The sequence below is a fragment of the Sphingobacterium sp. NPDC055346 genome (assembly GCF_053645235.1).
The window spans coordinates 921,729-941,431 of sequence record NZ_JBSHMI010000001.1; the positions used below are offsets into that span (position 1 = coordinate 921,729).

Below are 19,703 nucleotides of genomic sequence, written 5' to 3' on the forward strand. Positions count from 1 at the left end.
ATTGTATTTTTATAGTTCATGAAAAAACTTATCCTGATTTCCTTTCTATTTCTATGCTTCCCTTTTATCCATTTGAGGGCTCAAGAGGCGACCTATGTCTTGGTGCATGGGGCTTGGGGTGGATCCTGGCAGTTCAAGAATACGGCTGAGAGGTTGGAAAAATTAGGAGCTAATGTCTATCGGGTGAACCTGACTGGATTAGGGGAAAGATACCATCTTGCAAACCCAAAAGTGGATCTGAGCACACACATCAAAGATGTAATCAATACTATTTTATTTGAAAGATTGGATTCGGTGATTTTGATGGGCCATAGTTATGGAGGAATGGTGATAACGGGGGTGGCAGACAGCATTCCTGAAAAGATCAAGAAAGTGGTATATCTGGATGCTTTTGTTCCTGAGGACGGCGAAAGTGTGGCTGCATATTTCAAGGATAATCCGGCGGGTTCATTGTTGAACAGTAAGGATGGTACCTATGTATATCCATCTTGGGTAAAGGACACGACCGAATTCCCTAGGGATGTTCCGCATCCTTTGGCTTCTTTAAAGGAGATCATCCAGCTCAAGAACCCCAAGAGACTGCAGATTCCATCAACCTATATCCTGACCTTCGAATCGTCGCAAGGAGGGGCAGAGAAGGATTCTTTCTACTTCTTTTCTACGAGGGCAAGAAAATACAATTGGAAGGTAATAGAAATGGAAGCGGACCATAACCCGCAAATACACAAGTTAGAAGATTTGGTCACGATATTAAATAATGAAAAATAGATGAACGACGTACTTTCTCCCGAATTGACAGCCGAAATCGAAAGAATCAGTATCTTTTTTGTAGTCGTTATCCTTATTATTTGGGCACTTTTTGCCAATACGGTGAGGAATACCTTGAAATTGATTTCCAAAGAAAACCAATGTATCCTGCCAAACCAAGCCTGGTTTTTGGTCGTTCCGTTTTTTAATATCTATTGGAACTTTGAAGTAGCCAGAAGGCTTTCCTATTCCCTAAACAATGAATTTTTTGACCGCAAGATAGCCGTAGAGGACAACCCTTCCTTAGGGGCTGGTATGACTTATGCTTGGTCATTTTTGATATATAATTTCCCTTTCCCTCTTTTTTGGAGGATACTGGGGATGATCGTTAGTTTCGTTTATTTCATCACCTATTGGTTTAAGATCAATCAATACCGTGTATTGTTGATGGAACACAACAAGTGGTTGGAAGCGGAAGCAGAGAAAAACAACAGAAATGAGAATTAAAGAGGTAATAGAACATCTGGAGGAATTAGCTCCATTAAATTATCAAGAAAGCTACGATAACTCGGGATTGATCGTCGGAGACCCCAATCAGGAGGTCAGCAAAGCCCTGATATCATTGGATTGCACCGAAGAGGTCGTTGATGATGCAATTGCCAAAGGCTGCAATCTTATTATTTCTCATCATCCAATCGTGTTTTCCGGACTGAAGAAGTTCACCGGAAGGAATTACGTGGAAAGAGTGGTAATCAAAGCAATCAAGAACAATATTGCTCTATATGCGATCCACACCAACCTAGATAATGTCGTTGGGGGTGTGAGCAGCAAGATGGCCGATAAACTTGGATTAGAAAACCAGGCTGTCCTTCGTCCAAAGGGAGGGCTGTTAAAGAAACTGGTCGTATATGTACCTAGGGCAAATGTTGAAGAAGTGAGACAGGCATTGTTTGATGCTGGCGCTGGAGCAATCGGTGATTATGATCAATGTAGTTATAATACAGCAGGTTATGGTACTTTTCGTCCATTAGATGGAGCAAATCCTGCTATTGGTAAGGTAGGTGACCAGGAGCGTGTCGAAGAAACAAAGATTGAGGTCATCTATCCGGCTCAAGCGGAGCGGAAGATCTTGGTTTCCATGCTTGCCGCACATCCCTATGAGGAGGTTGCCCATCAAATCTTTAACATTGAGAACTCTTTTTCCTATGTAGGATCAGGAGTAATTGGAAATTTAGATGAGCCCATGGAGGAGTCAGAATTCTTGGCTTTCCTAAAGGACCGAATGAAGCTGAACGTCATCAGGCACACGAAGACCTTGGGCAAGAAAATAAGCCGAGTAGCGGTTTGTGGTGGTGCTGGGGGCTTTTTGTTAGGAGATGCCAAGCGCTCGGGGGCAGATATCTTCATCACTGCAGATTATAAATACCATGAGTTTTTTGATGCAGAAGGCGAAATAATCATTGCAGATATCGGACATTTTGAGAGTGAGCAATTTACCCAAGAATTATTGTTAGATATAATTCAGAAAAAATTTGCTAACTTTGCTGTCCTATTGACGGAAATAGACACAAATCCAATAAAATACTACAGTTAATGGAACAAACCGTAGAACAAAAACTAAAAGCTTTATGGGCGTGGCAATCAATCGAAACACAGATTGACAAAATTCGCCAAGTACGTGGAGAACTACCTATCGAGGTAGCTGACCTTGAAGATGAAATCGCAGGTCTAGATACACGTATCGAAAAAATTCGTAATGAGCTAGACGAATTAGAAGATTCTATTGTGAAGCGCAAAAACATGATCAAAGATGCGCAGACAGCAATCAAAAAATACGAGACACAACTAAACGAAGTAAAAAATAACCGTGAATACGATGCAATTTCTAAAGAGATTGAAATCCAAGGGTTAGAGATTCAAGTTTGTGAGAAACGTATTCGTGAAGCTGAGTTCGAAATCAAAAACAAAACTGAGGCTTATGAAGCAACAGCGAAGAATGTAGATTTCAGCAAAGGTGAATTGGATGCTAAAAAACAAGAATTGGAAACAATTACGTCGGAGACTCAAAAAGACGAAGACAAATTGGTTACAGAAGTAGAGAAATCAGAGAAAAACATCGACGATCGTCTTCTTAAAGTGATCAAGAAATTACGTAAGTCCTTCCGTAACGGGTTGGCAGTGGTATCTATCGAGCGTGATAGCTGTTCAGGTTGTCATAACAAGATTCCACCTCAATTGCAATCGGAAATTCGCCAAAGAAAGAAAATCATTATCTGTGAACACTGCGGTAGGATTTTAGTTGACGAAGAAATTGCGTCTGAAGAAGCATAGTCCTTAAAAAACTATATAGCGAACGCCAGCACATTGTGCTGGCGTTTTTTATTGTCAAACAATTTATCCCACGTTCTTCGAAATATTTTATTGGCCAGAGACCATGGGCTCCAAATTATCCCTATTAATTCCTATTTTTATCCAACACACCAATTTATCACTATGCTGAAAAATGTTTTTTCCATTCTTGCATTAGCTGTCAGTCAAATCAGCTTTGCTCAAAATAGCAATGAGACCTTATTGTTGAGAAATCCAAGCATTAGCCAGAACCATATCAGTTTTGTTTATGGGGGCGACATCTGGATTGCCGATAAGAGCGGTCAGAATGCACGCAGACTTACCGTCAACCCTGCTGTAGAACAGAACCCAGTTTTTTCTCCAGACGGCTCTAAAATAGCTTTTACGGGAAACTATGATGGAAACACCTACGTATATGTAATTTCGATACAGGGCGGTGACCCACAGCGCGTCACGAGCCATCCATCTGCAGACGTCCTAAGGGGTTGGTTATCCAACGATGAGGTTTACTTCACGACGCAACGCGAACTGAATTATTCACTTGGAGCAAGATTATACCGCAGTAAAATCAATGGTTCTGTAGATTATCCCTTGCTGATGCCAGAGGCAAATCAGGGATCTCCATCTGCTGATGGTAGGTATTGGGCCTATATCAAGAACGGGGATCCTACCGAGAGGGATCGCGTGGCATTTAAGCGTTATCGTGGTGGGGGCATGCCGTCGATTTGGATCTTCGATACCCAGAGCCATGATGTACAGGTCGTACCGGGCGAGAAATGCAATGACGTTAAGCCAATCTGGCTGGGCGACAAGGTTTTCTTCCTGTCGGACCGAGATAAGATTGTCAATGTTTTCAGTTATGATGTCAAATCAAAACAGGTAGAAAAATTAACCAATTTTACTGATTACGATGTTCGCACATTGCAGGGAAGGGGCAATGAATTGATCTTCGAACAGGCCGGCAAGCTGCACTTATTGAATACTACCAATAAATCAAGCAACCCGATTTCCATCAACATCAATGCCGATGCCTTATCCAAGCGAGGACATTATGTCGATATGAAAAAAGATATCCGAAACTTTGAAATATCCTCAACCGGACAAAGGGCACTTTTTGAATCAAGAGGAGAGATCTTCTCGGTGCCTAAGGAAAAAGGTGATGCCCGTAATATTTCAAATTCGCCAGGCTCACATGAAAAGTATCCAGCATGGTCTCCAAACGGGAAATGGGTTTCTTATATTTCAGATAAGAACGGAAAATACGAACTGGTCCTACGTGATCAAAAGGGCATGGATGAACCCAATTATATCAGTTTAGGAAGCAGTAATTTCTATTTCCAACCGACCTGGTCGCCAGACAGCAAGAAATTGTTCTATACAGACTCCCACTTAAATCTCTATTATGTGGATATTGACTCTAAGAAAGTTACCAAAGTAGATGATGATTACCTAGGGTCCCATACCGGACGTAATTATAATTATTTCCAATCCAGCTGGTCACCAGATTCGAAATGGATAGCCTATATCAAGACCCTTAACAATGGTCAGAATGCGGTTTACATGTACAATCTGGATTCCAAGAAAACACAACAGGTTACCGACGGAATGAGTGAGGTTACCCAGCCAATCTTTACCAGAGATGGTAAATACCTGGTGTTCTCGGCGAGTACCAATGTGGGGTTAACCAATTCAGGTCTGCACATGACTGCTTATGACCGTGATACCGAATATTCACCTTATGCTTTTATCCTATCCAGCGATTCCCCTTCCATCTTCAAGAATGAAAGCGATGAGGAAACCGTGAAAACGGAAGGTTCAAAAGAAGAAAAGGACAAAGAAGACAAAAAGGAAAGCAAAAAAGATAAAAAGGATAGCTCCAAAAAAGATGATTCCAAAGAAGAAGAATCCAAGGAAACTATCAAACCGATCAAGGTTGATTTTGAACAGATCAATAATCGCATCATTGCCCTTACCATTCCAAAAGGATCTTATGCATTTGATGGATCGGTTGAAAATATGCTGATCTATAAACGCGGAAGCAACATATATGCTTATGACCTGAAAAAAATGGAAGAGAAAACCATTGTAGAAAATGCAAACGGTTATTCGATCAGCAGTGATGGTAAGCAGATGATCTACAGCAACAAGGACGGGTATTACATCGTCGAGGCAGGAAAGAAGCCCGCTGGAGATGCAGGTAAGCTGAAATTGGACGATATCAAATTACGTGTTGAACCTTCACAAGAGTGGAACCAGATCTTTAATGAAGTATGGGCCATGCAAAAGGACTTCTTCTATGTAGAAAATATGCATGGTGCAGATTGGGCTGCCGTGAAGACGAAGTATGAAAAATTCCTTCCTTATGTCAATCACCGTTCCGACCTGAGCTATCTGTTGAACGAGATGTTAGGGGAGTTGGTTGTAGGACACAGCTATATCTATCCAGGAGACGAGCCTAGCGCCCCATCTGTAAGCTCAGGTGTATTGGGAGCAGATTTTGTAATAGACAACAATCGTTATAAGATCAAGAAAATCTACAATAGAATGGATTGGAACCCATCCTTCAAAGCCCCTCTTGCCGAACCAGGTTTGGGTGTGAAAGAAGGCATGTACATTCTGGCGGTAAATGGAAAGGAATTAACGGCAGATATGGATATCTATAGCCTATTTGACTTCACCGTAGACAAACAGATTGGTTTGAAGGTAAATGATAAGCCTAGCTTAGCAGGAGCCAAAGACATTACTGTTAAGCCTATTTCATTTGGAAACGAGGTCGCTCTGAGACGTCAGTACTGGGTAGAAAACAACCGCAAAAAGGTCGATTCATTAAGCAATGGACAGATTGCCTATGTCTACATGCCAAATACAGGCAGAGAAGGCTATGTGTCCTTCAACCGCTATTACTTCTCTCAAATGGACAAAAAAGCCCTGTTGCTGGACGAAAGAAATAACGGCGGAGGATCAGTGGCCGATTATGTCATCGATCTATTGTCTAGAGAATTGATTTCAGGCTGGGGAATCCGCGATGGTAAGAGCTTCACTACACCTGGAAACGGGATCTTTGGTCCAAAAGCTATGATCATCAACGAATTTGCCGGTTCAGGTGGTGATATGATGCCATATATGTTTAGGTTCAAAGGGCTAGGTAAGCTTGTAGGAAGGACCACCATGGGTATTTTGGTCGGTATTTCTGGCTATCCGCAGCTGTTGGACGGCGGAATGGTTACTTCGCCAAACTTCGGAATCTTCGATCTTAACGGTAATTATATCATTGAAAACGAAGGTGTTGCTCCTGATGTTTTCGTAGAGCAGATGCCGAAAGAACTTTTACAGGGTAAAGACCCGCAATTGGAAAGAACTGTTCAGATCCTTTTAGAGGAGATGAAAACCTATCCGTATAAAGAGCTTAAAAAGCCTGCAGATCCAATCCGGGTAAATTAAAAAATGAAGGAAAGCCAGGGGGTAACTCGTGGCTTTCGTTCTTTTTACTGATTTAAAAGAGTATTTTTGAACATGTTAATAGAAATCTGGTCAGACATTATGTGTCCTTTCTGTTATATCGGAAAGCATCACTTCGAAAAAGCGCTTGATTCATTTATTTTTAAAAATGAGATTAAGGTAGAATATAAGAGTTATCAATTAGACCCAAATTATCATTATCAAGATGGCGATAGCACGTATTCCTACCTGAGCCGCTCTAAAGGCATGCCAATGGAGCAGGTCAAAGAGATGACCGGGAATGTGGAACAGATGGCAAAAAACGCAGGAATCAACATTGATTTTGCAACAAATATTCCTGCCAATACTTTCAAAGCACATGAACTGATTCATTTTGCGGCTACCCAAGGTAAAGGTGCTGAAATGAAAGAACGCCTATTCCAAGCACATTTCTCCGGCGGTCTGAATATCGAAAAGGACGAGGTATTAGTGTCCCTGGCGGAAGAAATCGGATTGGATAAGGAACAAGCCAAAGAGGCGCTGAACAGCGATCAATATGCTTATGAAGTCAAACAAGACCTTGCAGAGGCACAACAGATCGGTATTCGTGGCGTTCCATTTTTTCTTATTGACCGCAAATATGCGGTATCTGGCGCTCAGCCGGTAGATGTTTTCACAGAAGTTCTAGAAAAAAGCTTTTCAGAATGGAAAGAAAAAAATCCACCCATTATTTTCTTTAAAAGTGATGATTCCGCACCGAGCTGTACGGATGATAAATGCGATAATTAATCTGATATGAACAGCCAAATGTTTGAGCCTAAAAAGAATTCAGCTTGGATGTCAATGATGATCCTTTTGGGATTAACATTTGCTTGTGCCTTTGTCGTTCAGGTCATAGTCATTGTTGGCATATTAATCAGTACAGGAGATATTAAAAGCATGCTGGAAGGCGGAGGTAACTCTATCTTTTCAGAAAACACTTATGTTCTCTACACGATATTGGCGGCAAGTAGCATTTCTACCTTTTTATTGCCCTCCGTATTCCTACAGATTAGCGAGAAAAACCAATACCGTTATTTCCCATCTGAACCTTTCCAGCTTAAGAACTATCTAGTCCTTATCTTCTTGTTTCTGTTGGTCTGCAACCCTGCCATGGAGCTGGTGAGCCGTTGGAACATGGATATGAAATTGCCGGATTTCTTAGAGAAGACGGAATTATGGATGCGTTCGCAAGAGGATCAAATGAAGGAGTTGACCGAGCGATTGGTCATGGTGGACGGCATCGGCATGTTGATGATGAACTTGCTGGTCATGGCGGTCATTCCGGCCATTGTGGAAGAATATTATTTTAGGGGCGCTTTGCAGAACATCTTAGGTAGGCTCTTTAAGAACGTACATGTGGCTATCTGGGTTACTGCGATCATCTTTTCAGCCATTCACGTGCAGTTCTATGGTTTTTTCCCAAGAATGTTATTGGGCTTGATCTTTGGCTATGCCTTTGTGTGGTCCAGGAATATTTGGGTACCGATATTTGCCCACTTCCTGAACAATGCCTCGGTGACCATCATCGCATTTGTATATACGAGAAATGGAAAGACCTATGAAGACCTGCAAAATGCAGATCCGTCTACCATCCCTTTTTATATCAGCAGCATCATTATAAGTGTTGCCATCGCTTTCTACTTTTATAAGATTTCGAACCAAAAAACTAAATCAAATGAACTCAAACTGGACTAAAATAAAAGTTTACAACCAAGCCTTTGAGGCTGAAATTGTAAAAAATATGCTTCTTGAAAACAATATTCCTGCTGTGGTATTAAACAAAAAGGACTCATCCTATCTATTTGGTGTGCTGGAACTGTATGTGGAGCATGAAAATGCAGACAAAGCAATGGAATTGATGGGTTCATTTGGAGACGAAGAGGAATAAATGAAAACAAGAGCTATTACAGGATTTTTCTTTGTGGTTGCATTGGTGTGCGCCACGATTTTTAACCAATATGTTTTTGCCACATTCTTCAGCATTGTGGGTATCCTTTCAGCAAGGGAGTTTTTCACCATCTGTAAAACAGAGGAAACAAAACCCTTAATGGGCTTAGGGATATTGACGGCAACATTGCTTGCTGCGCTGTCTTCTGCCTATTTCTTGGGCATGTTGGATCTGAAATACCTTATGTTGGCTTTGCCACTCTTCTCCCTGTTGTTTATTTCATCTTTATACCTAAAAAGAGAAAAACCCTTTCATGATATAGCCTATACCGTATTGGGAATTTGGTATGGCACAGTTCCATTTCTGTTTTTCATAGGACTGGGCTTCTTAAAGGGAGATTTCAATCCCTATATTCCTATGGGATTTCTGATCATACTCTGGTCTAATGATACCGGCGCTTATCTTTCTGGAAGGGCTTTAGGAAGAACAAAACTGTTTGAACGGATTTCCCCGAATAAAACCTGGGAAGGGTTCATCGGTGGGGTTATCCTGGCCATGGGGGTGGCCTACAGTTTGGAGCACTTCTTTGGAAGCTTGTCCAAAATAGAATGGATTGCCATTGCAGCCATCATCGGAACCTTTGGAACATTGGGCGACTTGGTCGAATCCATGCTGAAAAGAAGTCTTGGAATCAAGGATTCTGGACAGATATTACCTGGTCACGGCGGCTTTTTAGACCGTTTTGATGGGCTGTTGATTGCCGCGCCTTTAGTCTACGTACTGCTTACTTTATTATAGAAAAACATGAAAATAGAAAAGTCAACCTTCGATTTTCTAAACAACCTGAAAGACAACAACAACAGGGAATGGTTTCAAGAAAACAAGCCTGAATATGAGGCCGCATTGAAAAATGTCACTGAGTTTATTGAGGGGATAATCATGAAGCTTTCTGAGCTGGATCCACATATCAACCAGGAGATATCTGCAAAGAAGTGCCTGTTCCGAATCTACAGGGATGTCAGGTTTTCGAAGAATAAAGATCCTTACAAATCATGGTTTGCCGCTGGGATATCTGTTGATGGCAGAAAATTAGCAGGACCAGAATATTATATACATATCGAACCAAACGGCACTTTCATTGCCGTAGGCTATTGGCGTCCCGAAAAACACCATTTGGATGCAGTTAGGCAAGAAATTGACTATAATGCCGAAGAGCTATTCAAAGCTTTGGAAAAAGGATGTTGGAAAGCCGAGGATATGTCTGCTGAGGATAGGTTGCAGAGACCTCCGGCAGGATATGCCGCCGACAACGAGCATATAGATCTTCTGAAGCACCGAAGCTTCATTTTGTCGACCAATCTGAGCCGAAAACAAATGGAAGCGCCTAAGGCCTTAGAAACGGTAATTGAGCATTATGCCAGTATGATTCCTTTCAAGGAATTCATCCATCAGGCAATCGATCAATAGGGTAGACTGATCTTACCCATGCAAACTGCAGGGGAATCCTTGATATTGGAAACAGATTGAGGATCTCCCGCCAAGGTTTCATTCGCCAAAACGGCAAACAAACAAGCTTCTTTTGCATCCGGATCTAAACCAAGGACCTCAAAAGATTCAACACTCTCAGCGAATTCCTCCTTTAACTGCTCCATCAGCAAGGGATTGTGCAATCCACCACCACTGACATATATCTTCAAGTTCTCCAGGCCTTTTGTGGCTTTTTGTATGCCCTTTACCATTGTTTTGGCCGAGAAACGGTTTAAGCTGGCCATAATATCCTCATGACTTAGTTGAGGTGAACCGATCTTTTCCAGGGCATTATCCAGGTAAGCCAGGTTAAATAATTCGGGACCTGTTGTTTTGGGGAAGTCAAGGTTCAAGAAGGGTTCGTTTTCTAGCTCATGCAGTAAATCCAAATTGGTGTGACCCTTTTTGGCCGTTCCAGCATCTTTATCCATCTCAACCCCGAAATGCTTCTCCATATATTGGTTCATCATCGTGTTTCCTGGGCCCAGATCTGTCGCATAGGCCTTTAGTTCTGAACCTAAAGCCGGAAGAAAAGTGAAATTGGAAATGCCGCCGATATTTAATAGGATGCGGTTTTCAGTTTCCGAAGAGAACAATAGGTAATCACCATAAGCCGCTAAAGGGGCTCCTTCGCCGCCAGCAGCAAGGTGTTTTTGCCGAAAATCGGACAAGCAGATGATCCCAGTCCTTACCGCCATGTGGTCCCCATCGCCCAATTGCAGGGTACTGTTTGGCAATGAACGATCATGGGTCAATGACTGCGGAGCATGAAATACCGTCTGCCCATGGCTAGCGATGGCATCGATTTCGGTGGCTTGTACCTTCCATTTCTGGAGCGCTTCTAAAATCAATGCGGCATGTACCTCGGCGATATAGGGATTAAGCCCACAAAGGACCTGTTGGTCAATGTTTCGTTGAGCAAATATCTTACGGACCCAAGTCCTGAATTCAGGCTTATAATCCATCGTTTCAAAGGCCAGAAGTTCAATTTTACTATGGTTTCCATTTCCTTGAATTTTGCATAGGGCAATATCCAGCCCATCCAAGGATGTTCCGGACATCAAACCGATGATCAGACGATGGTCTTTCTGCGCTATTTCAGCTAATTTGGCAATGCTAGGGTTCATAGGATAAAAATACAATAACTTTTGTATTCTCCTTTCTTAATCCTATTTTTGGAGAAATACAAATAGAAAAGACATGAATTTTCCTTCAGAATTAAAGTACACCAAAGATCACGAATGGGTTCGTGTAGAAGGTGATGAAGCAGTAATTGGTATTACGGACTTTGCTCAAAGAGAGCTTGGTGATATCGTATTTGTTGACATCAACACCGTTGGTGATGAGGTCGCAGCAAATGAAGTGTTTGGTTCAGTAGAGGCGGTTAAAACTGTTTCTGATCTATTTATGCCAGTTACTTCTACTGTATTATCAGTAAACGATGCAATTGATGCAAACCCAGAATTGGTTAACTCTGATCCTTACGGTGAAGGTTGGATCATCCGTGTTAAATTGAACAATGCTGCTGATGTAGACGGGTTGATGTCTGCAGATGACTACAAAGCTGAAGTTAACGCTTAATCTAGCAATAAAACATAAAAAAGGCCATTTAGCAATGCTAAATGGCCTTTTTTAATGATATTAATATCTTATTTAAGGACGGTCATCGTTATATCCGAAGTTACTTTTTGTCCTTCTACGTCCATTTGCATTTTGATGGTAGCCGATTTGGTAAACAAAGTTTCCGTGTCTGCAATATAGGTACTGCTCATTGTTCCGATTTTAGTATCTGAATCATTGAACATTTCACCGGTTGTCTCCACTTGGTATCCTTCTGCAGTTTTCCCAACATATTTATTGATCGCTTTGGTCTTGATTCCTTTGTTTGTCGACTCCGAGGTCCAGGTATCACCCGGTTTTACCGGTTTATCAGGGTAGGTGGTGGTCATGGCAAAGTTTTCAAAACTGCTATCCGTTCCTTCAACCCCTTCCATACTGATCATTTTTCCTTTGTCTGACGTAATAATGGTCATTTTTTTGCCTAGCAACTTTTCAAACTGAGCGGCCATGATTGCGGCCGTAGGGTCATCCGAAGGTTTTTCAGAATCATAGCTAATGGTCATCATCCCAGCATCCATATCCACCTTAATGGCGTCTGTGGTGTTTTCCATGGTATAGTTCGGACTTTCATATTTAGACACATTTATGGTGCTTTTCATTACCATATCCATGATCATGCTCTGCTCTCCTTCAATATCCATTTTCATGTTGGTAACGGACTTAAATGGCTTGTTCAAAGGCATCTTCATAGTAAAATCAACTTCCTGAGCTTTAGAAACTAATGCTGCTGAAGTAAGTAGGAAAAGGATCAGTAATTTTTTCATTCTTTTGAATTTAGTTCTTTAAAAATACTATTTTTTTGCAGAACACAAAGTTTTCAGTGCAGAAACTCTAAAACAAAAAGCCCCGGTATTTTCATACCAGGGCTTTCATTATCTTGTATTTCTTATTTTTTGATATAAGAAACTTCTTTTACCGCTTTAACCACTTTCGCAATACTTGGCAATGATGCCTCAACTAAAGTAGGTGCATATCCTAGAGGAACGTCAGCTGAAGTAACACGAATTACTGGAGCATCTAGGTAATCGAATGCATGTTTTTGAACGTGGAAAGTAATTTCAGAAGAAATTGAAGCCAAAGGCCAAGCTTCTTCTACGATTACTAAACGATTTGTTTTCTTAACAGATTCGATGATGGTAGCGAAGTCGATTGGACGTACCGAACGTAAGTCGATCAATTCCACACTTACACCGTCTTTCTCCAATTCCTCAACTGCTGGAATAACAACACGAGGAACCATCTTACCGAATGAAACTACAGTTACTGCAGTACCTTCTTTTACTACATTTGCTTTACCGATAGGCAAGTAGTATTCCTCTTCAGGAACCTCGCCTTTATCACCGTACATCTGCTCAGATTCCATGAAAATAACTGGATCTGGATCGATGATCGCTGATTTCAACAATCCTTTAGCGTCGTAAGGGTTTGAAGGAACAACCACTTTCAATCCTGGTGTATTCGCATACCAGTTTTCAAAGTTTTGTGAGTGCTGCGCACCTAATTGACCAGCATTACCGGTAGGACCTCTGAATACGATCGGACAAGAGAACTGACCACCACTCATTTGGTGGATCTTTGCCGCAGCGTTGATAACTTGGTCAATAGCAACCAGTGAGAAGTTGAAAGTCATGAATTCAATGATCGGCTTTAAACCGTTCATCGCCGCACCCACGCCGATACCTGCAAAACCAAGCTCTGCAATTGGAGTGTCAATAACACGTTTTGCACCAAACTCATCAAGCATACCTTGACTTACTTTATATGCACCATTATATTCAGCGACTTCCTCGCCCATTAAAAAGATTGTTTCGTCTTTACGCATTTCTTCGTTCATCGCTTCACGAAGCGCTTCTCTGAATTGTATTTCTCTCATCAGTATTACAGATAGTGAATTTTGTTTAGATACGCAAAAATACTATTATTTCTCGAATTTTCGTAGTGGCATTGTACTATTTTCGATGTAAATGGATCTACACAATCGATTTACAAAAGGGGTTTTTGATCTTGTAGAGCAATTAGGAACCGCTGTAGCCAAGAATTCAGCTCATTTAGCGCCAAAGGGATGTTCCAATTTTCTACATTTCTCTTTTCCACTAGGTTGGAAATTGACCGTACTTGGACACAAGGAATCCTTAATTTATTCGCTGCATAGAAAAAAGCAGCACCTTCCATGCTTTCCAATATGTTCAAGCCATGCTCCTTTTTGATCCTGTCAATGCTGTTTTCAGATCCGTGGGACTTATTGACCGTAATGGCATCCACATAAGGGATTTCATAAAACTCGGCAGGCAAGGCTTGCTCGGGTAAGCTTTCTACAAAGATAGATTGGCCAAAGCCAAGGCTATCGATCGGGATAAAATCCTGGTCGTTCTCAGCTCCAAACTCAAAAACCTGGTCGGTCTTGATCTTCAGCATTGCCCCTAGTTTATGATAAGGGTTAAATGTTCCGGCAATACCCACGTTGATCAGCAGGTCATAGGATTTACCCTGAAGGTATTGCCCCAAAGAAAAGGCCGTGGCGACCATACCAACGCCAGTTACCAAATAATCTGTCTTCGTTTCTATAAATGTGGGAATGGATGCGGCTATTTCTAGTTCCGTTGCTGCTACTACGAGAGTTTTCATATATGTGGCTCAAAGTACTAATTTACGGTAATTTACTTTATCTTTGTCATTATGATTTATATAACACGACGCGAACGCTTTAATGCTGCCCACAAGCTCTATCGTGAAGACTGGTCACTGGAGGAGAATGAGCGTGTTTTCGGTAATTGCTCAAACCCAAACTGGCACGGTCATAACTATGACTTATTTGTGACTGTAAAAGGCCTGGTCAATCCTGAAACAGGGTTTTTGATCGACCTGAAGTTGATGAAGGATATCATTATCAGAGAGGTTATTGACAAATTGGACCATAAGAACGTCAATCTGGACGTAGATTTCATGCAAGGAAAAATGGCCTCTACCGAAGTGATTGCCATTGAAATATTCAATATCCTAAAGCCTTTCTTCGAAAAAGAGAAAGTGTTTTTGCATGCAGTCAGACTCCATGAAACCGAAAATAATTATGTCGAGTACTTCGGCGAATAATTCACCTAAAAACCAATCTTAGAATGAGCAAATTTCAACAATTTGAAGAAGAAGAGCAGGACGGTTATTTAAAGATCGACCAATACAACGAAAAGAATGTTGAACGAATTGCAGAACATTATACAGATATTCTTCAAGCCCTGGGTGAAGACCCTAAGCGTGATGGATTGATCAAAACACCTGAACGTGTAGCAAAAGCCCTTCAGTTTTTAACCCATGGATATGATGTGGATGCTGCTGAGCTATTGCGCAGTGCAATGTTCGAAGAAGAGTACAGCCAAATGGTGGTTGTAAAAGATATAGAGGTCTATTCCATGTGTGAGCACCATATGCTTCCTTTCTTTGGAAAAGCCCATATTGCCTATATTCCTAACGGCCATATCGTAGGCTTGAGCAAGATTCCTCGTGTTGTGGATGTATTCGCTAGGAGATTACAGGTACAGGAAAGATTGACCAATGAAATCCGTGACTGTATCCAAGAGACCCTTAAGCCAGCGGGTGTTGCCGTTGTGATTGAGTGTAAACATATGTGCATGGCGATGCGCGGCGTGCAGAAACAGAACTCTGTAACCACCACTTCAGCATTTACCGGGGCTTTCCAAAACGATGTTACCCGATCTGAATTCCTGAGGTTAATTACCGCTTCTTTAGGATAAAAGAATAAAAAAGATAAAATTAAGGCCTGGATTTACGGAATTCAGGCCTTTTATATGAACAAAAAAGGCATCCTATTTCCAATAATTTCCATTTAGGATAGGAGATTTTTTCACGATTACAGCTTGACTTTACCTTGACCTTATTCGAGACACATTCCGAATTTTCCGAATGTGTCTCGAATGAGACCAAGTCCATACCTAGAGCATATCCTTCATCCAAAAAAAATTATCGAATGTTGTTGAGGAAGGGTTGAAACCCAAAATACAAAATGGTCAAAATAATGACGTAATTTAAATAAAAGTTTAAAAATTTCACTTTTTGTGACTTGCGTTTAAAGCCTTTAAATGCTGTTTGATACACTTACTGTTACGAACTAACATGCTGATAATCATTTATTTGTAAAATATCTCTTGTTTGGATGCGGGGCTAATATTTATCTTTGCGCAGTATGTTTGAAGAGTCTAATCCATTAAACAGCTATCTGGAAGATACTACGGACGAGGAAAATTCGTTGTTAAAAAAGGTCAATAGAGAGACCTATCTGAAGGAGACCATGCCCCACATGTTATCGGGGCATTACCAAGGAAGAGTGCTGTCGATGATCAGCAAGATGGTACATCCGAGGTTGGCTTTGGAAATAGGAACTTTTACAGGATATGCTACCCTGTGTTTAGCAGAGGGATTGGAAGATGAGGGTGTTTTGCATAGCATTGATATCAATGAGGAGCAACAAGAGCGGGTTCAGTCTTATTTTGATGAATCGCCCTATGCAAGTCAGATCAAGTATCATATTGGCGATGCAGCGGAGGTGATCCCAAGTATTGAAGGGACTTTTGATCTGGTGTTCATTGATGCCGATAAAAAAAGGAACCTGTACTACTTCAATACATTGATCGACCGAGTGAGGCCTGGAGGGGTGATCTTAGTTGACAATGTGTTATGGAAAGGCAAGGTTTTTGATGAGAACCCCGACAAGCAAACACAGCAAGTAATCGAATTAAATCAAACCTTGGCAGAGGATAAACGGGTTGAAAAACTTATTCTGCCGATTAGAGATGGGCTTTTTGTGCTACGCAAAAAGTAGTGTTAAACTAAAACAAGTTTTATGCTAGAATATTGTAGAAAGATTTTTGTGATATGTATACTTATCACTCTTTCAACTTTAGGGCTTTATGCTCAAGATTATACGACGAAGTCGTACATTGAGAAACATAGTCCGGCAGCTCAAACGCTAATGCGTGAAACAGGGGTTCCGGCCTCTGTCATCTTAGCAGTAGCAATTCACGAAAGTGCCTATGGCAACAGTAGAATTGCACGCTATCTGAACAACCACTTTGGTATCAAAGGGAAGAACAACAGTAAAAAGATCCGTTCTGCTTATAAAGGATATGGTTCGGTGTTGGATTCTTACCGTGATTTTGTGGGACTTCTCCAAAGAAGAAAGGCTACGCAGCCCTTGTTCGACAAACACAATTCAGAAGACTATAAGGGATGGATAAAGGGAATCGCTAGATCTGGATATTCAGAGACCGGTGATTGGTCGAGAAAAGTAATCTCTACGATCGACACTTATGACCTTGAGAAGTACGACGAAAAAATAAATCTTAATTAAGCGAATTTGTCAGATAAGATGAAGAAGTTTTTATTGGCCAGTTTAATATTGGCCTTATTTTTTGTTTCCTGTGGAACTAAAAGAAACACTACACTGAAGAACCCAAACGGCAGACCGAACAGCTCCGCCAGTTCCAGCTCTTCATCATCTAGCAACAAAGGAACCTCAACAAGTGGTCTGGACTATATCGATCGCTACAAAGGGATCGCCATTGAGGAAATGAACAAATATGGTATTCCTGCCAGCATCAAATTGGCCCAAGCCCTGTTGGAGTCTGGAAATGGCAATAGCTATCTGGCGACCCGTGCCAACAACCACTTTGGAATCAAATGTGGCGGTACCTGGAACGGCAAGTCGGTAAACCGTCCTGATGACAGCAACAATGACTGTTTCAGGGTTTACAATGATCCGGAGCAATCTTTCCGTGATCACTCCCAATTTCTTCTCCGAAAACGCTATGAGAACCTTTTCACCTTAAAAAAGGATGATTACAAAGGCTGGGCAAAGGGATTAAAGGCAGCAGGATATGCGACCAACCCTAGGTACCCAGAACTATTGATCGACCTGATCGAGCGATATAACCTGCAGCAATATGATCGTGCCGAAGCTCCGGTGGAGGTCATTGCCCGCGTGGAGAAAGTCGAAGAAGTGATCGAAGAAAAAGAAGTGGAAGAGCCTCAAGTTCCTGTTGAGGAAATCAAGAAACCGGTAGCCATGCTGATCTATGAGGTTAAGGCGACCGATACCATGTATTCCATTGCCCGAAAATATAATGTAACCGTGGAAACTATCAAACAATTGAATGGCCTGAGCAGCGATGCTGTAACGGTTGGACAGTTATTGGTCGTATCAAAATAGTTACAAGTCCCATTAAAAGATGTTAAATATTAGCAAGCTATTCTTCTAAGACGTAGTTTTATAGGAGTGAAAATTCTTGTCCGTATCTTTATTTTATGCTTTATGCTTTCTCCGGCTTTGCTCTATGCACAACAAAGTCTGGAGGGAATCGTATATGACAAGGATAGCAAGCGAAGGCTCGGGGAAGTGCAAATTAGAAACCTAAACACACAGAAATACATTTATAATGATGCAAGAGGCGAGTTTAAGACGCCTGTACATGCTGGGGATGTCTTGGTCTTTAAGAAGATGGGTTACTTTAGCGATACGGTGGTTGTCAATAACCAGAGTGCGCTGATCATCAATTTGAAGGAGAATGTAGCCAATATTGAAACCGTTACGGTCATTGGTCGCAAGAACCCGGATGATGTTTTAAATGAGATAAAAAGAGATTATGGCAAGGCTTTTGAGTTAGCTAAGCCTGGCGATTTGTTTTCGGTGGGAATGACAGGAGCAGGATTGAATATTAATTCGCTCTATGGCATGATCAGCAAGGAGGGGAAGGACGCGAGGAGATTTACCCAGTTTATTGGGAAGCTCCATGAAGAAAACATTATAGACTTTAATTTTACACCGGAATTAGTACATAGTCTGGTGGGGTTGGAAGGTGATGACCTGAAGGCGTTTATGCAGTTATTTAGGCCTACATACGAGTTTGTGTCTACCGCCAACTATTATCAGATGGTAAAATATATAAAAAGTAAATATGAAGTGTTCAAACTACACCCAAATTTACGACCTTTGCGAGAATTGCCAGATATTCAATTAGACGTAAAAAAAGAAAATTAACATGAATATAAAACTTTACCTATTACCTGTTTTCATTTTTATTTTCGGAATCAGTATGATTCAAGCACAGGATTTGCGCGATCTACGTGTAAAACCGGACAGCAGCATTTCGCCGGAAACGGATGGGAAAGCGCTAGGTATCAAAAATATCAATGTGCCGATCCCTAAGTTGGACCTACAGGTCAATTACTGGAAACATTGGACAAGGCTAGGGGTTAACTTTAACCAAGCGGCCTTTTCTGAAAACTGGAAACTGGGTGGTTTAAATTCATTTGCCATCGGTGGTATCCTTTGGCATAAATCGGAGTTCAACAGGAACAATTTCAACTTTGTTTCCGAGGTGGACCTGAAGTATGGTAAGGTAAAGAATGAGGGACAGTTGGCCAAGCCAAACAATGACCGAATTTTCTGGGATAATAAGTTGGCGTATAAGTTGACCAAATCATGGGCGGTCTATTTATCCCTAACCTATGAAACCCAATTTGACAATGCCTTCCATTATGCTATGCAAGATGGTGAAGAGGTCATTACCGGTTTGAAATCATCATTTATGGCACCTGGATATTTTACGGAATCATTCGGTTTGGAGTATAAGCCAGATGATACATTCTCATTGCGTTTCGGTACAGGTACGGCTAGACAGACCTTAATCTTGGATAACCGTTTGAAGCCTTATAATGCCTATGATTATTATCAGAAACATGGGAGATACTTCGACCCTAACGACGTGACCAAAGGAACCGGACCAATGTTTGGGGTTGCCGAAGGAAAGAACTTTAACAATGAACTGGCTTTCCAGTTAACCGCAAACCTAGATAGGAACCTGACAAAAAACTTGCATTTAAAATCGCGTTACAACCTATTTGCAGACTACGAAGACATTACCGATCCAACCCATCGTTTGGACGCAACCTTAACGGCTAAAGTGACCTCATTGATCAATGTGGCATTGGGTGGTGTTATTTTGTATGATTCTGCATTGGACAGCAAGGTTCAGTGGAACCAGATGCTTTCCATGGGGGTAATGCTTAATTTACCAAAATAAGA

General features: G+C 41.3%; 22 protein-coding genes. 18 read left to right on the top strand and 4 right to left on the bottom strand.

The features are described from left to right. The first annotated feature begins 18 nt into the window (after window positions 1-18). The 10 genes from ACWICE_RS03930 to ACWICE_RS03975 all read left to right on the top strand — a co-directional run bounded on the left by ACWICE_RS03930 (window position 19) and on the right by ACWICE_RS03975 (window position 9,931). Window positions 19-768 carry an alpha/beta hydrolase gene (locus tag ACWICE_RS03930; RefSeq protein WP_454297694.1) on the top strand — a complete coding sequence of 250 codons (750 nt, stop codon included), beginning with the start codon at window positions 19-21 and terminating at the stop codon, window positions 766-768. Next, complete coding sequence (locus ACWICE_RS03935; RefSeq protein ID WP_185212742.1) at window positions 769-1,254, top strand: hypothetical protein; 486 nt, start codon at window positions 769-771, stop codon at window positions 1,252-1,254. Beyond that, entirely contained in the window at window positions 1,244-2,341 is a 1,098-nt protein-coding gene (locus ACWICE_RS03940; protein WP_185212741.1) for a Nif3-like dinuclear metal center hexameric protein, read from the top strand. The genes ACWICE_RS03935 and ACWICE_RS03940 overlap by 11 nt, the downstream gene beginning before the upstream one ends. Further along, a complete protein-coding gene (locus tag ACWICE_RS03945; protein ID WP_093099925.1) occupies window positions 2,341-3,078 on the top strand; it encodes a zinc ribbon domain-containing protein in 738 nt (245 codons plus the stop codon). Before ACWICE_RS03940 ends, ACWICE_RS03945 begins: the two co-directional genes overlap by 1 nt. Window positions 3,079-3,240: 162 nt before the next feature. After that, entirely contained in the window at window positions 3,241-6,537 is a 3,297-nt protein-coding gene (locus ACWICE_RS03950; protein ID WP_454297695.1) for a S41 family peptidase, read from the top strand. 72 nt (window positions 6,538-6,609) lie between these two features. Further along, window positions 6,610-7,323 carry a DsbA family oxidoreductase gene (locus ACWICE_RS03955; RefSeq protein ID WP_454297696.1) on the top strand — a complete coding sequence of 238 codons (714 nt, stop codon included), beginning with the start codon at window positions 6,610-6,612 and terminating at the stop codon, window positions 7,321-7,323. Between the two features lie 6 nt (window positions 7,324-7,329). Then, complete coding sequence (locus ACWICE_RS03960; RefSeq protein WP_454297697.1) at window positions 7,330-8,271, top strand: CPBP family intramembrane glutamic endopeptidase; 942 nt, start codon at window positions 7,330-7,332, stop codon at window positions 8,269-8,271. Next, window positions 8,252-8,464 carry a putative signal transducing protein gene (locus ACWICE_RS03965; RefSeq protein ID WP_454297698.1) on the top strand — a complete coding sequence of 71 codons (213 nt, stop codon included), beginning with the start codon at window positions 8,252-8,254 and terminating at the stop codon, window positions 8,462-8,464. Before ACWICE_RS03960 ends, ACWICE_RS03965 begins: the two co-directional genes overlap by 20 nt. Then, window positions 8,465-9,262 (top strand): phosphatidate cytidylyltransferase, encoded by a 798-nt coding sequence (locus ACWICE_RS03970; RefSeq protein WP_454297699.1) that lies wholly within the window; start codon window positions 8,465-8,467, stop codon window positions 9,260-9,262. A gap of 6 nt (window positions 9,263-9,268) precedes the next feature. Continuing rightward, window positions 9,269-9,931, top strand: coding sequence for a DUF2461 domain-containing protein (locus ACWICE_RS03975; RefSeq protein WP_454297700.1), 663 nt, complete (start codon window positions 9,269-9,271; stop codon window positions 9,929-9,931). Here the strand turns inward: ACWICE_RS03975 and ACWICE_RS03980 are convergent. After that, complete coding sequence (locus tag ACWICE_RS03980) at window positions 9,925-11,118, bottom strand: anhydro-N-acetylmuramic acid kinase (protein ID WP_454297701.1); 1,194 nt, start codon at window positions 11,116-11,118, stop codon at window positions 9,925-9,927. The two genes, ACWICE_RS03975 and ACWICE_RS03980, sit on opposite strands and share 7 nt — an antisense overlap. Window positions 11,119-11,191: 73 nt before the next feature. On the opposite strand from ACWICE_RS03980, the gene gcvH reads away from it, so the two are divergent. Continuing rightward, window positions 11,192-11,572, top strand: coding sequence for a glycine cleavage system protein GcvH (gene gcvH, locus ACWICE_RS03985; protein ID WP_093099913.1), 381 nt, complete (start codon window positions 11,192-11,194; stop codon window positions 11,570-11,572). 68 nt (window positions 11,573-11,640) lie between these two features. Here gcvH and ACWICE_RS03990 read toward each other — a convergent pair whose 3' ends face one another. The 3 genes from ACWICE_RS03990 to mqnB form a co-directional block, all read right to left on the bottom strand. Further along, window positions 11,641-12,375 (bottom strand): DUF6263 family protein, encoded by a 735-nt coding sequence (locus ACWICE_RS03990; protein WP_254526768.1) that lies wholly within the window; start codon window positions 12,373-12,375, stop codon window positions 11,641-11,643. A 122-nt stretch (window positions 12,376-12,497) separates the two neighbouring features. Further along, on the bottom strand, window positions 12,498-13,484 hold the full coding sequence (locus tag ACWICE_RS03995) for a pyruvate dehydrogenase complex E1 component subunit beta (RefSeq protein ID WP_093099909.1): 987 nt from the start codon (window positions 13,482-13,484) through the stop codon (window positions 12,498-12,500). Between the two features lie 110 nt (window positions 13,485-13,594). Then, a complete protein-coding gene (mqnB, locus tag ACWICE_RS04000) occupies window positions 13,595-14,236 on the bottom strand; it encodes a futalosine hydrolase (RefSeq protein WP_254526769.1) in 642 nt (213 codons plus the stop codon). A 51-nt stretch (window positions 14,237-14,287) separates the two neighbouring features. Between mqnB and ACWICE_RS04005 the strand changes: the two genes are divergently transcribed. From ACWICE_RS04005 to ACWICE_RS04035, 7 genes are all read left to right on the top strand, one after another. After that, the gene (locus ACWICE_RS04005; protein WP_185212731.1) at window positions 14,288-14,701 is read left to right on the top strand and encodes a 6-pyruvoyl trahydropterin synthase family protein; all 414 of its coding nucleotides are present in this window, start codon (window positions 14,288-14,290) and stop codon (window positions 14,699-14,701) included. A 23-nt stretch (window positions 14,702-14,724) separates the two neighbouring features. Then, entirely contained in the window at window positions 14,725-15,357 is a 633-nt protein-coding gene (gene folE, locus ACWICE_RS04010) for a GTP cyclohydrolase I FolE (RefSeq protein ID WP_185212730.1), read from the top strand. Between the two features lie 449 nt (window positions 15,358-15,806). After that, window positions 15,807-16,442: an O-methyltransferase gene (locus ACWICE_RS04015; protein ID WP_185212729.1), complete on the top strand. Its 636-nt coding sequence runs from the start codon at window positions 15,807-15,809 to the stop codon at window positions 16,440-16,442. Between the two features lie 21 nt (window positions 16,443-16,463). Beyond that, window positions 16,464-16,970, top strand: a complete 507-nt coding sequence (locus ACWICE_RS04020; RefSeq protein ID WP_185218612.1) for a glycoside hydrolase family 73 protein — start codon at window positions 16,464-16,466, stop codon at window positions 16,968-16,970. An 18-nt stretch (window positions 16,971-16,988) separates the two neighbouring features. Continuing rightward, a complete protein-coding gene (locus tag ACWICE_RS04025) occupies window positions 16,989-17,828 on the top strand; it encodes a glucosaminidase domain-containing protein (RefSeq protein WP_185212727.1) in 840 nt (279 codons plus the stop codon). Window positions 17,829-17,894: 66 nt separating this feature from the next. Next, a complete protein-coding gene (locus ACWICE_RS04030; RefSeq protein WP_454292007.1) occupies window positions 17,895-18,656 on the top strand; it encodes a hypothetical protein in 762 nt (253 codons plus the stop codon). Window position 18,657: 1 nt separating this feature from the next. Continuing rightward, window positions 18,658-19,701: a DUF3078 domain-containing protein gene (locus ACWICE_RS04035; RefSeq protein WP_185218614.1), complete on the top strand. Its 1,044-nt coding sequence runs from the start codon at window positions 18,658-18,660 to the stop codon at window positions 19,699-19,701. The last annotated feature ends 2 nt before the right edge of the window (window positions 19,702-19,703 follow it).